Source organism: Marinobacter sp. HL-58 (genome assembly GCF_001314605.1).
Classification (GTDB): domain Bacteria; phylum Pseudomonadota; class Gammaproteobacteria; order Pseudomonadales; family Oleiphilaceae; genus Marinobacter.
The window spans coordinates 73,143-87,308 of the sequence record NZ_LIHP01000013.1 but is presented as its reverse complement, the minus strand read 5'-3'; the positions used below and the strand labels follow the sequence as shown (position 1 = coordinate 87,308).

Sequence of the window (14,166 nt, the reverse complement as noted above, 5' to 3'; positions counted from 1 at the left end):
GTGTGCTCCTTGCAGAATCGTCAGACGGCTCTGCGAATAATGGGTTCAGGCCTTGTGGGCGAGCCGGTCAGATATCGATGGACACCGGCCCGCGGGGTACAGAGACACAAAGCTGAATGCTTTCATCACCCGGCCCGGAGGCTTTTCCGGTCAGGCGGTTGACCACGGTGCCGCTGGTCTTGCGGCAGCTGCACTGGTGGCAGATACCCATACGGCAGCCGTAGCGGGGTGACAGCTTTGCCGCTTCGGCGATCTCCAGCAGCACTGCATCGCCCTCGGATGAGACATCCAGGTTGCTGCGCTCGAAGTGCACGGCGCCACCAAGGCTGTCGGTATCCAGCGTCGCCGCCGGCGCCGAGAAAAAGGTGCTGTGAACCCGGTCTTCGCTGATGCCCCTGCGGTACAGAAGGTCATTCGCCAGGTCCATCAGGCCTTTCGGGCCACAGAGGTAGCAGCGTCTGGCAGGCAGGCCGGGTACGTCAGCCAGGTGATCCTCGCAGAGTAACTGCGGCTCGGACTCGTCGGTGGTAAAGATCTTCAGCGTGAATGCGGGCCAGCGAGCCGCCAGGGCACGCAGTTTCTCGGCGGCGATAATGTCCGCCTGGGTACGCACGTAATAGAGCAGCGTCACCGGCGAGCGATAGTCCGACGCCGCCATGGTTTCCAGCTGGCTCAACACCGGGGTAATACCGCTGCCGCCGGCAATGTACAGGGCCGGCTCCTCGGGATTCGGGATACGGAAGTCTCCGAAGGCGTCGCCAAGGCCCACTACGGCGCCCGGCTCAAGGTGATCGTGCATCCAGTTGGTTACCAGCCCTCCGGGCAAGCGCTTGATGGTCAGGGTGACCGTGCCATCGGTCTGCCACTGTAATGGTGAGCTGGAGAGGCTGAAGGTCCGGTTGCGGCGCACGCCATCAATATCCACGCTGATGTTGACATGCTGGCCGGCCTCGAAACCTTTCCAGCGCCCGGCAGGTGCCACCACAAAGGTTTTGGTATCGGAGGTTTCGTTATAGATTGCCGCAACCCGGGCAGGGGTGTACTGCTTCACCCACATGGGATTGACCCGCTCCAGCAGGGGATCAAAAAAGGCAGCCGGGTCGTCCCGGTTAAAAAGCTGCCGGCCCAGCCAGTGCAGTGTTGATGACTTTTCCAGTACGGCTATCATAATCGCGCTCCTGTGTACTGATGTGTACAAGTGTTCACTAATGTGTACGACTGTACACTTGGGCAGGGGGGCGGGCAATCAGTGTTTTCATCCTGGCCCAATATGACAGGTTCAGGTTATTTTTTTCGACTGGATGTGTACACTTGTTGTCTTGTAATCAACATGTGAGCTTTCGTGGGGCCATGGCAGAGAGAAAACGACCCAAGCCGGGGGAAACCCGTGAGAAACTGATGAACGCGGCGCTGACCTTGGTGGGCAAGGGCCGGCACTTTGCCAGCCTGGGCATTCGGGAGGTCACACGGCAGGCCGGAGTGGTGCCGACATCCTTCTACCGGCATTTCCGCAATATGGACGACCTGGGCCTGCAGCTGGTGGATGAGCTGGGGCTGGTGCTCAGGCGCATGATGCGGGAGGCCCGGGCCAATGTCCTGCAGGCGGACAAGCTGATTGATGAGTCCGTGGGAATCTTCATTACCCACGCCCAGAACAATCGTGCTTTTTTCATGTTCATGGCCCAGGGGCTGGCGGGGGAAAGCCGGGCAGTGCAGGAAGGTATTCGCAGCGAAATGCGATTTTTTGCCAGCGAACTGGCCAACGACCTGCGCCGGCTGAAGCTGGCCGATCACCTGAGCGATGCCGACCTGGACCTGACCTGTGACCTGGTGGTGCGCAGTGTGGCCTTCAGCCTGACCGACATCCTGACCATATCACCGGATGATGAATACCAGGAGGAGCAGGTCAGAAAGCGAACCGCCCGCTTCCTGCAGCTGATTTTTGTCGGTGCTGCTAACTGGAAAAGCCAGCCCTGACTGGCATCGTCCCGCATGCCTCTCCAATTACTGGTTTATTCTCTTCAGGTTTTTGATTCAGTTTTTTTTTCGGGGTGCTCTTCGGGCCCTGGTGGCCGACCTGGCTTTTCCTGCGGGTGCGGATTTGCCGGGCGGTGGCAGAATCAGGCTTTCAAGCTCATCCAAGGCTTCACCGGTATAGACCGCCAGTTTCTGCATGCTGGGCAAGGTGTCGCGGCAACCCGTGAAGCCGAAGTTCAGGGAACCGGAGTAGCTCAGGCAGGTGATGTTCAGTGCACCGCCATGGGCGATCAGCGACACCGGGTACATGGCCTCAAGCCGCGCGCCTTCATAGTAGAGCGTCTCCTCGGGCCCCGGCACATTGGAAATGGTCACGTTGAAAACCGGCCGCATGCGCCCGCCCATTCCCGACATCAATTGCAGGATGTAGGGCGACATCAGCAGCATGGTGTACTGGGTCAGTGCCTTGCGGGGCAGCTTCTGCAGGTGCTGTTTTGCCCGCCGGGTGGATTGCTTGATATGCGACAGCCGTGTCAGCGGGTCCGCTTCATTGGTTGCCAGAGAGGCAATCATGAAGCTGATCTGCGTGCCCGTGCCCTGGTCGTCAGAAGGGCGGATATTCACCGGAATTCCCGCTGTCAGTGGGGTCTCCGGCAGGCCATCCTGTTCCAGCAGGAAGCGGCGCAGGGCCGTGCCGCACAGATACAGTACGATGTCATTGAGGGAGGCATTGGAGGCCTGGCTCAGCTTTTTTATGCGTTCCAGCTGATAGTGCTGAGTTGCGAACCGCCGCTGCCCGGTCACCCGGTGGTTGAGGGCAGACAGCGGCCCCGCGAAGGGTGCCGTCAGGCCTTCCTCCGGGTGCCGGGCGGAATGAATCAGGCGGTTCATGGCGTCCCACAGGCGTGGGGCCATATCGGCCTGCAGTTTCAGAGCGTCTTTGGCCTGGGAAAGTGCGGCGGTAATACTGGCTTCGTCGTCGGTTTTGCTGCCCCGGGTGCGGTCTGGACGTACTGACCAGGGTGGCAGCATGTTGATTTCGTGCGGGTCCTTGCTCAGCACCCGCTGCATCAGCCGGACACCACTGATGCCATCAATCATCGAATGGTGCATCTTGGTGTACAGCGCAAAGCGGTTATTTTCCAGCCCCTCGATAATATGGCATTCCCACAGCGGCCGGGAAAAATCCAGGGGGTTGGAGTGCAGTCGTGACACCAGGATACCCAGTTCCCGTTCACTGCCGGGACGGGGCAGCGCCGAATGACGTACGTGATAATCCAGGTCCAGCTTTTTGTCGACCTTCCAGGAGGGGGCTATCAGTCGCCCCAGAAAACCGGAAAATGCCAGCTTGTAACACCAGGGCGGTGCGACGTCAGCATCCGCTTTCATGCGGGCAAGCATGTCTCTGAGAAAGGTTTCCGGTGCACCTTCCGGAAGCGAAAAAATCTGCAGGTTGCCAACGTGCATCGGGGTGTCTTCTGACTCCACCGCCAGCCAGGATGCGTCCAGTGTTCCCAGGCGTTTCATTCATCGTCCTCTTGCGTTTTTTTATGCCAAACTGCATGTCGTGATATGCGTTTGGGTTCGCATAGTTGTTGTCCGCAAGTATACGCAACAACAGGGATAATCACACGATGAACGAAGCGAAAGGTTTCACTTTTTTGCGGTGGCATAACCCGGAAACCCGGGGTCTTGCATTACATGTTGTTGCGAATCCGGGTTCACTGCTTTGGTTTTGCTTGTGGTATTTTCTTTAGCTGGCTAACTTCATTAAAACAACAATCCCTGGAGGCACTGTGGAGTCCAGTCCCCTGATTTCCGCCGGGCTGCCGATCGCCCTGTTTATAATCATGATCGGTATCGGAATGACCCTGACTGTGAGGGACTTCAGGCAGGTGGCGGTCTACCCCAAAGGCATGATTGTGGGAACCATTGCCCAGATACTGCTGATGCCCCTGATTGCCTTTGCACTGGCCTCCATGCTTGATCTTCCGGCCGCCATTGCGGTGGGTCTTGTGATTATTGCCGCCTGTCCCGGTGGTACGACGTCCAACCTGTTCGTGTTACTGGCACGGGGAAATATCGCCCTGTCGATTGTGCTGACAGTGACGGCCAGCCTCATTACCATCATCACTCTGCCGATCCTTACAAACTATGCCCTGCAGCTGTATGCGGGAACGGAAGAATCCATCACGTTGCCGGTAGGCCGCACAGTGGGCATGCTGATTGGTATCGTGTTGTTCCCGGTGGCGGTAGGTATGGTATTTCGTACCCGGGCGCCGGAATTGTCCCGCCGGGCTGAAAGCGCGGTAAGCGTATTCGGAGGCGTGGTTCTGGCACTGCTGGTTGTGGGACTGGTCTGGGGCGTCCGTGACCAGATCTGGGATCTGCTCCGCCAGGCGGGCCCGGCAACGCTGTTACTGAATCTGGCGGGCATCTTCCTCGGCCTCCTGGCAGGCAGGGTGGCCGGGTTAACACAGCGTGAATCCATCGCAGTCGCTGTCGAGCTGGGCATCAAGAACAGTACCATTGCCTTGCTGGTGACCCTGACGCTGCTGGAGTCCAGCGCCATGTCGATTCCTGCAGCGGTTTACGGGGTGCTAATGTTTCCGATCGGTTTCCTGCTGGCCGCCTATGGCCGGAAAATCATTCCCGCCCCGATCATTGCGAAGCCACCACCCGGGACCACGGTCGGGTAGATACAAAGGAGCAACACCATGAATTTTCTCAACGGGATGACGCTGCTGCTGGTCTATCAACTGGTGGGTGAAGTCACCGTTCGCCTGTTAGCCGTGCCTATTCCCGGGCCGGTGCTGGGCATGGTCATGCTCTTCCTGACCCTGATGATCCGGGGCCGGACGCCGGAACCACTGCAGAATGCGTCATCCGCATTATTGAGCCATCTGTCCCTGCTGTTTGTCCCGGCCGGGGTTGGCATGATGGCCCATTTTAGCCGCATCGCCGACGAATGGCTGCCGATCACGCTGACCCTGCTTCTCTCCACCATTATTACCATGGTTGCCACCGCCGGCATCATGCAGGTGACCACCCGATGGTTTGTCCGGCCTGAAAAGGGGGGAGGGCAAGGTAATGAATGAGCCAGCCATCAGGGATATCTGGGTTTATCTTTCCGCATCACCGCTGCTGGGGCTGACCATCACGCTGGTGGCCTACGGGCTTGCCTATCGCCTGTACCTGAAGGCTCACTCGAACCCCCTGGCCAATCCGGTGGTTACGTCGGTGGCACTGCTGATTGCCTTTCTTCTGGCCACCGGCACGGAATACGACGAGTACTTTGAAGGCGGGCAGTTCGTCCACTTTCTGCTGGGCCCGGCGACCGTTGCGCTCGCGGTTCCCCTGTATCAGCAGTTTTCCCGCCTGCGTCAGCTCTGGTTGCCGGTGACGATATCCCTGGTAAGCGGTGTGGTCATTGCCGCTGGCAGTTCCATTGCCCTGGCGTGGTTGCTTGGCGGGTCGCGGGAAATCCAGATGTCCCTGGCACCGAAATCCGCGACCGCTCCGGTGGCCATGGGTATTGCAGAAACCATCGGTGGCATTCCCTCGTTGACTGCCGTCCTGGTGGTGGCGACGGGTATTGTCGGCGCGGTACTCGGCACCAAGCTGTTTGAGTGGATGCGCATCACCGACGACAGTGTCAAAGGCATTGCCATGGGGGTGGCCTCCCACGGCATCGGTACCGCACGGGCGTTTCAGGTCAGTTCCCAGATGGGTGCTTTTTCCGGCCTGGCCATGGCGCTTTCTGCCTTTGCCACGGCCCTGATAGTCCCCTGGCTGGTGGACCTGATTGGTATCTAGAAACGCATCCGTTTGGTGCAGCACCAAAGTGTGACTCCGGGAGGTTCAAAATCTCATACAAACCCGTACTAACCTCGTATTCAATTTACAGGGTAACCATCGAATAAAAGTTCAGGGGGTAGGGGTGATCATTCAAAGGACGTTGGTAGTGGCCTGTTCCGTGCTGGTGGCCATGGGCGCATCAGCCATGGCTCGCGCACAGGATAACAGTGAGCCTGATGAAACCGTCATCGAGGTCACATCGCCCCGGTTGGTGAGGGATCTTTACGAAACCCCTGCTGCAGTCTCCGTCACAGACACCCCGGACATTCAGGAGGGCCAGCAGCGGCTGCAGCTGGATGAATCCCTGGATACGGTTCCCGGCCTGTTTTTCCAGAACCGCTATAACTTTGCCCAGAACCTTCGTCTTTCCACCCGGGGGTTCGGTGCCCGGTCGCCTTTTGGCATACGGGGTATCCGTATACAGGTTGATGGCATTCCCTACACCTTGCCGGATGGCCAGTCCCAGATTGACGCCGTGGATCTGGATTCCGCCCGGCGCATCGAGGTGATTCGCGGGCCCTCGTCGGTTCAGTATGGAAATGCGTCCGGCGGCGTGATTGACATCACCACTGCCCGTGGAGACGACCAGCCGCCTGGCGCGCGGCTACGCCAAGATGTGGGAAGTGATGATTATTACAAGACCACAGCCCAGGCCAACGGTACCCGGGGTGATACAAGTGGAATCGCCACCCTGTCATGGCTTGGCTATAACGGTTACCGTGAACAGAGTGAGGTGGAGAAGGGCCTGTTCAATGGCCGCCTCTCCCATGAATGGAGCGATGGCCAGCGGCTGACGGCCACCCTTAACATGCTGCATACGCCACAAGCCGAGGACCCCGGTGGCCTCACCGCGGAGCAGGTGGAAGCGGACCGCAGCCAGGCCACGCCGCTGGCCAAACGGCTTGATGCCGGGCAGGAAGTTGACCAGCAAACGCTCGGGCTGCTTTATGAAACCCCCGCCGTTGGCGCCGGGGAGCTGACCGTCAGCACCTTCTTCACCCGCCGTGATTTCAGGCAACAACTACCCTTTCCCGGCCCCAGCCTGATTGCCTACGACCGACAATTCTACGGCATCAGCACGGATTATCAGCAAGACAGCGAGCTCGCAGGGCGGCCACTGACCTGGGTGGTAGGTGCGGATCTGCACCGCCAGTCCGACGATCGTCGCCGCTACGCGGTGGCTTTCAGCGGCGATGTCACAGGACAGACCCAGGAGGAAACCCAGAATGCCACCACAGCGGCAGTGTTCGCTCAGGGCGATCTGGCCATGACTGATCGCTTCAACCTGTCTGTCGGCACCCGTTTTGACCGCCTCAGGCTGTCCGTGGACGACGACAGACTGGATGACGGGGACGATTCCGGCAGCCGCACCTATGAGGAGTTCAGCGGGTTTGCCGGTATCAGTTACCGGCTTGCCCCTCGCCAGCAATTGTATGCAACCATCGGCACGGCGTTCGAGTCTCCCACCTTTACCGAATTTGCCAATCCTGATGGTAGCGGTGGGTTCAATCCCGACATCGAGCCGCAACAGGCCCTTAACCGGGAGATAGGCATGCGGGGCAGCGTCGGGCAGGGGCTGAGTTATGATCTGGCGCTGTTTTCAATCCGGGTGGACGATGAAATCCTGCCTTTCGAGTCAGACAACCGCACCTTCTACGAAAATGCCGGGCGCACGGAGCGCAACGGCGTGGAGCTTGGTGTGAACTGGGACATGTCCTACAGCTGGCGGGTAACCAGCGCCCTAACTCTTGCGGATTACAAGCTGAGGGATTTCGACGATGAACAGGGTAATGATGCCGATGGCAACCGGCTCCCTGGCCTGCCTCGTGAGCAGTGGGTTACGGAAGTGGAATGGCGTGGCGCCGACCAGCGGTTTGCTGCGCTGGAATGGCAGTATGTAGGCGATCTTTACGCTGAAAACAGCAACCAGACCAAAGTCAGTGACTATTGGTTGCTGGGAGTCCGGGTCGGTGACACCCTCCGCCTCGGTCGCCAGAGTCTCAACCTGTACGGTGGTGTCCGCAACCTGCTGGATGAGGACTACTTCAGTAATATCCGCATCAATGCCAATGCGGACAGGCCCGTGGAAGAGCGGGGGTACTTCGAGCCTGCACCGGGAAGAACTTTTTATGCCGGCCTGGAATGGGTATTCTGACAGGCGATAACAACACGAATCTCAGGGTACCCTTAATCATGCAAACCAAGTTTCTTCTCGAAGAAAGCCAGATGCCGAAGTACTGGTACAACCTGCAGGCAGATTTTCCGGAGCCGCTGCCGGCAGTGCTGCACCCCGGGACGCAGCAGCCGGTCGGGCCCTCTGATCTCGAGCCGCTGTTTCCCATGTCGCTGATTGAACAGGAAGTGACCACCGAGCGGGAAATCGAAATTCCCGAACCGGTGCGGGATGTCTACAAACTCTGGCGCCCGGCGCCTTTGTACCGGGCCCACCGGCTCGAGAAAGCGCTTGGCACACCCGCCAAGATTTTCTACAAGTACGAGGGGGTGAGCCCGGCGGGCAGTCACAAGCCCAATACGGCGATTCCCCAGGCATTCTATAATCGCGAAGCCGGCATTCGCACGCTCACCACCGAAACCGGTGCCGGCCAGTGGGGCACGTCGCTGTCGTTCGCCGGCTCGCTGTTTGATATGGACGTGACCGTATTCCAGGTGCGGGTTTCCTACAACCAGAAGCCCTATCGCCGGGCAGTGATGGAAACCTACGGTGCCAAATGTGTGGCCTCACCCTCGGAGCTGACAGAATTCGGGCGCAAGGTGCTGGCGGAGACACCGGACCACAACGGCAGCCTCGGCATCGCCATTTCCGAGGCGGTGGAACTGGCGGTCCAGGATCCGAACACCAAGTACGCGCTGGGGTCCGTGCTCAATCATGTATTGCTGCACCAGAGCATCATTGGCCTGGAGTCCATGCAGCAGATGGAAATGGCGGACTGCTGGCCGGATGTCATCGTTGGCTGCACCGGTGGCGGCTCCAACTTTGCCGGCATTGCGTTCCCGTTCATGGGCCATGCGCTGCGCGGCGGGCAGAAATCACGGATTGTGGCGGTGGAACCGTCAGCCTGTCCGACCCTGACCCGAGGCAAGTACGCCTATGATTACGGCGATACCGCGCACATGACGCCGCTTACCAAGATGCACACCCTGGGGTCAGGCTTCACTCCGCCGGGCTTCCATGCCGGGGGGCTGCGCTATCACGGCATGGCACCCATGGTGTCCCATGCCAAGGAACTGGGGCTGTTTGAGGCGGTGTCCTACACCCAGCGTGAGTGCTTCGAAGCGGGTGTTCTGTTTGCGAAGAACGAGGGTATCGTGCCGGCTCCGGAGGCCAATCATGCGGTCAAGGGTGCGATCGACGAAGCCCTGCGCTGCAAGCGAGAAGGCAAGGAAGAGGTGATTCTGTTCAACCTCTGCGGCCATGGCCATTTCGATATGGCAGCCTATACCTCCTACTTCGCCGGAGAACTGAGCGACCACGAATACGACGAACAGGAACTGGCCATGGCCCTGTCGGGTCTGCCCTCGGTCAATGCCTGATCAGTCGTCATTGATCCGCTGCTGAAAAACCGTACCCCCGCCTCCGGAGTCCAGTTGCCGGATGGCGGTGGGTTCGCCTTCATCATTCAGTCTCACCTCTCCGATGCCTGCACCATTCCAGAGCCGTTCACCGGCCTCGCGGCCTTCGGGCAGTCTGGGGGAAATCCACATGCGCCGCCTCTTGGTGAACCAGTTCAGGGGAGACCAGGGAGCGAACAGCCAGCGATTGAGGCGGTCCAGCCACTCCAACAGGGAATTGGGGAATTCATTCTTGATGCCGCTGCTGGTGATCTGCCAGACATGGGGACCGTTCTGCTCGTGGCGCAGCCGCACGTCATAGGCGAACGAATAGTGGACATCCCCTGAGAGAATTACGAAATGTCGTGGCGTCCGGGGGTGGCCGAAGATATTCAGCAACACATTGGCGGCGCCCCGGTGTGCCATCCAGTTTTCTGCGTCCACCAGCAGGGGCTTGCCGAAGAAGGTGAAAACCCGCTGGATAATCTCGATCAGCTTCACCCCGAACATGGGGGCTGGCGATACCACCACCACAGCGTCCTCGCCCAGGATTTCGTGCTGGAAATCGGTCAGTGATTCCCAGTCCATCAGGCCGGACGGATGGCTACGGCGGATTTCACTGCGCCAGCGATGGGTGCGGGTGTCCAGTACCACCAGCCTGGGTGAGGTGGGCAGGCTGTAATGCCAGTGGTGGAAGTGAAACAGCCGGTCGATCAGCTCGTCCTGGCCGGCCTTGTCCAGTTCGTGTTGTCGGTTGCTGGACTCGAACAGTTTCTGGCAATGTTCGATCAGTTCCCGGAAATGCGTTGGCTGGTTGCCCCAGCCCTGGCACAAAAGATACCCCAGCAGGGCATTGCCGATGATGCGCCGGGAAAAGGGGTGTTCGTAGGCGGTGGTTTCCCACAGGGCCGAGAGGTTCCAGTCATCCGTAACGTCATGATCATCAAAGATCATGTACACGGGGACGTTGGCCAAGGCGCGCGCTGCCCGGGGCAGGCTTCTGCGGAAGTCGTCGATGGCGGCCTGTTCTTTCCGGTAGCGCGCCAGCTCGTCCGGGTCATCCACCGGTTCGGCGTCGGTGACCAGGGCCCATGGTTCCGGCGACCACACCAGCAGATACATGGCCATCACCTCGGCAAAGGAGATCAGGTGATTGCCGGCATTGGCGGTGGTGAAAACGGGCTTCCGGACGCCGCCGAAGAAACGCTCGGTCAGGTCTTCGTTGAATTCGGATTCCGGCAACAGTTTATCCCGATGGTAATAGGCATCCGCCATCGAGGTAAGTTCTCTGCTGTGACTGATTGAGGCGCCTTCCAGTATTTCCTGGTACAGGCCCAACTGGTGAATGACGCACTGGATGGCATGCAGCATGGGGCCGGCCACGTCATCGACGTAGACCTGATCACCGGTCATCAGCAGCAGGGCGGGAACCTCTTCCAGCTGTTCCGCCTTGTGCAGTTCCTCGTCCACACGGACCAGCCCGTCCCGGGCGGGATGGTGCGGCCTTCGGCAGGAGCCATGGAGTATGCGGTCCAGTTTCGATTTGAGGGTGAAGCCCGGGCGCTCCCGTCCTTCAGGGCAAAGATGTGGAGCCCAGTCGCGGATCCACCGGGCTGTGTCCGGTTGGTCGCTGGTAAGCCCCAGGTCGTAGTCCAGCCGGATATCCCGGGGAAGGGTGGGGTCCGGTGCGATGGTCAGCAGGTTCAGCCAGGCGCGGGTGCCAATCCTCAACTGAACAACCTCTGACTCGGCCGCCGTGCGGTCCAGTAGCGGCTGCTCTCCGTTAAAGATCCGCACAGCCAGCGAAACTGGCTCCCGTGTGACCAGCCATAGAACGATCGAGTCCGGTGAGGAGTGACGTAGAACCGGGCCGGCGAGTACCGGCCCGAATTTACCCCCGGGCTCCAGACTCAGTCCTCCTCAAGTTCCCTTGGCGGGCAGTGGGCTTCGTCCACTAACTGGCCGTCGTCCACACTTTCCAGGTGCACATCAAAGCCCCACAACCGGTGCACATGGCGCAGTACTTCATCGGTGTCGTCACCCAGGGGGACCCGGTCCACGGGAATGTGCCTCAGGGTCAGCGAACGATCACCCCGCACATCGACATTCCACACCTGGATATTGGGCTCGCGATAACTGAGGTTGTACTGGCGCGCCAGTTTTTCCCTCAGCGTGCGGTAACCGGGGTCGTCGTGGATGGCGGTGATCCGGTATACGTCTTCTTCGTCATCGTTCTGGATGGCGAAGAATTTCATATCACGCATGACCTTGGGTGACAGGAACTGCTGGATAAAGCTCTCATCCTTGAAGTTCCTCATGGCGAAATGCAGGGTTTCCACCCAGTCGGTACCGGCAATATCCGGGAACCACTCCCGGTCCTCGTCAGTCGGGTTTTCGCAGATACGCCGCAGGTCCGTGAAGATCGAGAAGCCCAGGGTGTACGGATTGATGCCCGAGTACCAGGGGCTGTCAAAAGGCGGCTGGTAGACCACCGCGGAATGGCTTTGCAGGAACTCCAGCATAAAGCCGTCGTTCACCAGGCCCTTGTCGTACATGCGGTGCAGCAGTGTGTAGTGCCAGAAGGTGGCCCAGCCCTCGTTCATGACCTGGGTCTGGCGCTGCGGGTAGAAATACTGCGCCAGCTTGCGCACGATACGGATGATCTCCCGCTGCCACGTTTCCAGTAGCGGCGCGTTCTTTTCAATAAAGTAGAGAATATTTTCCTGCGGCTCTTCCGGGTAACGCTGCCGGCGTTTGACGGTGTCTTCGTCCTCGCCCATTTTCGGAATGGTTCGCCACAGGTCATTCAGCCGGCGTTGCTGGTACTCCTCCCGCTCCTTTTGCCGGCGGGCCTCTTCGGCCGCGGAAATGGGCGCGGGGCGTTTGTAACGGTCCACCCCATAGTTCATCAATGCATGGCAGGAATCCAGGATTTGCTCAACCGCGTCCAGCCCGTAGCGTTCCTCGCATTCGGCCACGTAATCCCGAGCAAACACCAGGTAGTCAATAATTGCGCTGGCATCGGTCCAGGTGCGGAACAGGTAATTGCCCTTGAAGAACGAGTTGTGGCCGTAGGAGGCATGGGCAATCACCAGGGCCTGCATGGGCAGGGTGTTCTCTTCCATCAGGTAGGCGATGCAGGGGTTGGAGTTGATGACAATCTCGTACGCCAGCCCCATCTGCCCCCGCTGGTAGCCCTTGGAAGTGGACAGGAACTGCTTGCCAAACGACCAGTGGTGGTAACCCACCGGCATACCCACGGAGCTGTAGGCATCCATCATCTGTTCGGCACTGATCACTTCCACCTGGTTGGGGTAGGTGTCCAGCCCGAACTCCGCCGCGCATTTGGCAATTTCCTCGTCGTATTTTTCCAGCAGAGGAAACGTCCACTCCGAACTGGTGGAAATCGGTTCCCGGGTTCTCGGCTCGTTGGGTCTGTCGATGGTGTCGGTCATGCGGCTTTCCTCTCGAACAACTGGCGGAAGACCGGATAGATCTCACCTGGGTCGGCGATCTGCTGCAGGGCGAAGCTCTGGGGGAATCGCTCCTGGATCTTCTCGTATTCGTACCACAGCATCTGGTGATCCTGGGGCGTGATCTCCACATAGGCGTAGTACTGCACCAGCGGCAGGATGCTGTCGGCCAGAAGTTTGCTGCAAATGGGGGAGTCATCGTTCCAGTTGTCGCCGTCCGAGGCCTGGGCTGCGTAGATGTTCCACTCCGCGGGGGAATAGCGGGATTCGATAATCTTGTGCATCAGCTTCAGGGCACTGGAAACAATGGTGCCCCCGGTTTCCCGTGAATAGAAGAACTCTTCCTCGTCCACTTCCTTGGCACTGGTGTGGTGGCGGATGAAGACCACTTCGATCTTCTTGTAGTTCTTCTTGAGGAACAGGTACAACAGAATAAAGAAGCGCTTGGCAATATCCTTGTGCATCTGGGTCATGGACCCGGACACATCCATCAGGCAGAACATCACAGCACTGGTGGCTGGTTGTGGCTTCTTCAGATGCTGGCGGTACCGCAGGTCGATCTCGTCAATGAAGGGAATACGCCGTACATTGGCCCGGAGCTCTGCAATTTCGTCCTCCAGTGCCTTGATCTGATCCTCATGGCTGAATGCCGGGTCCAGGTCTTCCGGGGCCTCTTTCAGGGCGGCCAGCTGTTTTTCCAGATCGCGGATCTTCTTCTTGCGGGCACCACCAAGGCCCAATCGCCGGGCATGAGCGCCTCGCAACGAGCGCACCACATCCAGTTTGGCGGGAACCCCCTGCGTGGAGAAACCAGAGCGAACGTACTTGAACGCCTCGGTATCTTTCAGTTTCTTGCGGGCAAGGTTGGGCAGCTCCAGGTCATCGAACAGAAAATCCAGGAACTCTTCCTGGGTAATCTGGAAGGCAAACTCGTCCATGCCTTCGCCGTCGGGGCTGGCCTGGCCCTGACCCTGGCCTCCGCCGCCACCACCCTGAGGCTTGGGAACGGTATCGCCAGCAACAAACTCCTTGTTGCCCGGGTGGACAACCTCCCGTTTGCCGCCCTGGCCGTGATGGAAAATCGGCTCGTCGGTATCCCGGGATGGAATACTGACGTTTTCGCCGCGCTCTATGTCGGTAATGGAACGGCGATGAACCGCGTCCGCCACCGCCTTCTTGATGTGGTGGCGGTAGCGGCGCAGGAACCGTTCCCGGTTCACCGCACTTTTGTTTTTCCCGTTCAGTCGCCGGTCGACTACGTGGGTCATACCCATAGTTTCACTCCAGT

At 59.2% G+C, this 14,166-nt stretch carries 11 protein-coding genes; 6 read left to right on the top strand and 5 right to left on the bottom strand.

From position 1 onward, the window contains the following. Positions 1-67: 67 nt before the first annotated feature. Complete coding sequence (locus tag HLUCCO03_RS12135; RefSeq protein ID WP_027833054.1) at positions 68-1,168, bottom strand: ferredoxin reductase; 1,101 nt, start codon at positions 1,166-1,168, stop codon at positions 68-70. Between the two features lie 182 nt (positions 1,169-1,350). Here HLUCCO03_RS12135 and HLUCCO03_RS12130 point away from each other — a divergent pair, with 182 nt between their 5' ends. Continuing rightward, positions 1,351-1,977 carry a TetR family transcriptional regulator gene (locus tag HLUCCO03_RS12130; RefSeq protein ID WP_027833053.1) on the top strand — a complete coding sequence of 209 codons (627 nt, stop codon included), beginning with the start codon at positions 1,351-1,353 and terminating at the stop codon, positions 1,975-1,977. 57 nt (positions 1,978-2,034) lie between these two features. On the opposite strand, the gene HLUCCO03_RS12125 is transcribed toward HLUCCO03_RS12130, so the two are convergent. Beyond that, positions 2,035-3,504: a wax ester/triacylglycerol synthase family O-acyltransferase gene (locus HLUCCO03_RS12125; protein WP_027833052.1), complete on the bottom strand. Its 1,470-nt coding sequence runs from the start codon at positions 3,502-3,504 to the stop codon at positions 2,035-2,037. 269 nt (positions 3,505-3,773) lie between these two features. On the opposite strand from HLUCCO03_RS12125, the gene HLUCCO03_RS12120 reads away from it, so the two are divergent. The 5 genes from HLUCCO03_RS12120 (at position 3,774) to HLUCCO03_RS12100 (ending at position 9,387) form a co-directional block, all read left to right on the top strand. Next, positions 3,774-4,676, top strand: coding sequence for a bile acid:sodium symporter family protein (locus HLUCCO03_RS12120; protein ID WP_027833051.1), 903 nt, complete (start codon positions 3,774-3,776; stop codon positions 4,674-4,676). 18 nt (positions 4,677-4,694) lie between these two features. Then, positions 4,695-5,075, top strand: a complete 381-nt coding sequence (locus tag HLUCCO03_RS12115) for a CidA/LrgA family protein (protein ID WP_027833050.1) — start codon at positions 4,695-4,697, stop codon at positions 5,073-5,075. After that, on the top strand, positions 5,068-5,793 hold the full coding sequence (locus HLUCCO03_RS12110) for an LrgB family protein (RefSeq protein ID WP_027833049.1): 726 nt from the start codon (positions 5,068-5,070) through the stop codon (positions 5,791-5,793). Before HLUCCO03_RS12115 ends, HLUCCO03_RS12110 begins: the two co-directional genes overlap by 8 nt. 148 nt (positions 5,794-5,941) lie before the next feature. After that, the gene (locus tag HLUCCO03_RS12105; protein ID WP_027833048.1) at positions 5,942-7,990 is read left to right on the top strand and encodes a TonB-dependent receptor; all 2,049 of its coding nucleotides are present in this window, start codon (positions 5,942-5,944) and stop codon (positions 7,988-7,990) included. 38 nt (positions 7,991-8,028) lie between these two features. Next, positions 8,029-9,387 (top strand): TrpB-like pyridoxal phosphate-dependent enzyme, encoded by a 1,359-nt coding sequence (locus HLUCCO03_RS12100; RefSeq protein WP_027833047.1) that lies wholly within the window; start codon positions 8,029-8,031, stop codon positions 9,385-9,387. Here HLUCCO03_RS12100 and HLUCCO03_RS12095 read toward each other — a convergent pair whose 3' ends face one another. Genes HLUCCO03_RS12095 through HLUCCO03_RS12085 form a run of 3 tightly spaced genes read right to left on the bottom strand, consistent with a single transcriptional unit; the run spans position 9,388 to position 14,146 of the window. Next, positions 9,388-11,319 (bottom strand): alkaline phosphatase D family protein, encoded by a 1,932-nt coding sequence (locus tag HLUCCO03_RS12095; RefSeq protein WP_027833046.1) that lies wholly within the window; start codon positions 11,317-11,319, stop codon positions 9,388-9,390. After that, positions 11,316-12,860, bottom strand: coding sequence for a SpoVR family protein (locus HLUCCO03_RS12090; RefSeq protein ID WP_027833045.1), 1,545 nt, complete (start codon positions 12,858-12,860; stop codon positions 11,316-11,318). Before HLUCCO03_RS12090 ends, HLUCCO03_RS12095 begins: the two co-directional genes overlap by 4 nt. Then, positions 12,857-14,146, bottom strand: coding sequence for a YeaH/YhbH family protein (locus HLUCCO03_RS12085; protein WP_292016708.1), 1,290 nt, complete (start codon positions 14,144-14,146; stop codon positions 12,857-12,859). Before HLUCCO03_RS12085 ends, HLUCCO03_RS12090 begins: the two co-directional genes overlap by 4 nt. Between the last annotated feature and the right edge of the window lie 20 nt (positions 14,147-14,166).

Coding starts and splice junctions, on each gene's coding strand:
- HLUCCO03_RS12090 (WP_027833045.1), bottom strand. CDS start 12,860: ATGACCGACACCATCGACAGACCCAACGAGCCGAGAACCCGGGAACCG.
- HLUCCO03_RS12085 (WP_292016708.1), bottom strand. CDS start 14,146: ATGACCCACGTAGTCGACCGGCGACTGAACGGGAAAAACAAAAGTGCG.
- HLUCCO03_RS12125 (WP_027833052.1), bottom strand. CDS start 3,504: ATGAAACGCCTGGGAACACTGGACGCATCCTGGCTGGCGGTGGAGTCA.
- HLUCCO03_RS12110 (WP_027833049.1), top strand. CDS start 5,068: ATGAATGAGCCAGCCATCAGGGATATCTGGGTTTATCTTTCCGCATCA.
- HLUCCO03_RS12135 (WP_027833054.1), bottom strand. CDS start 1,168: ATGATAGCCGTACTGGAAAAGTCATCAACACTGCACTGGCTGGGCCGG.
- HLUCCO03_RS12100 (WP_027833047.1), top strand. CDS start 8,029: ATGCAAACCAAGTTTCTTCTCGAAGAAAGCCAGATGCCGAAGTACTGG.
- HLUCCO03_RS12115 (WP_027833050.1), top strand. CDS start 4,695: ATGAATTTTCTCAACGGGATGACGCTGCTGCTGGTCTATCAACTGGTG.
- HLUCCO03_RS12130 (WP_027833053.1), top strand. CDS start 1,351: ATGGCAGAGAGAAAACGACCCAAGCCGGGGGAAACCCGTGAGAAACTG.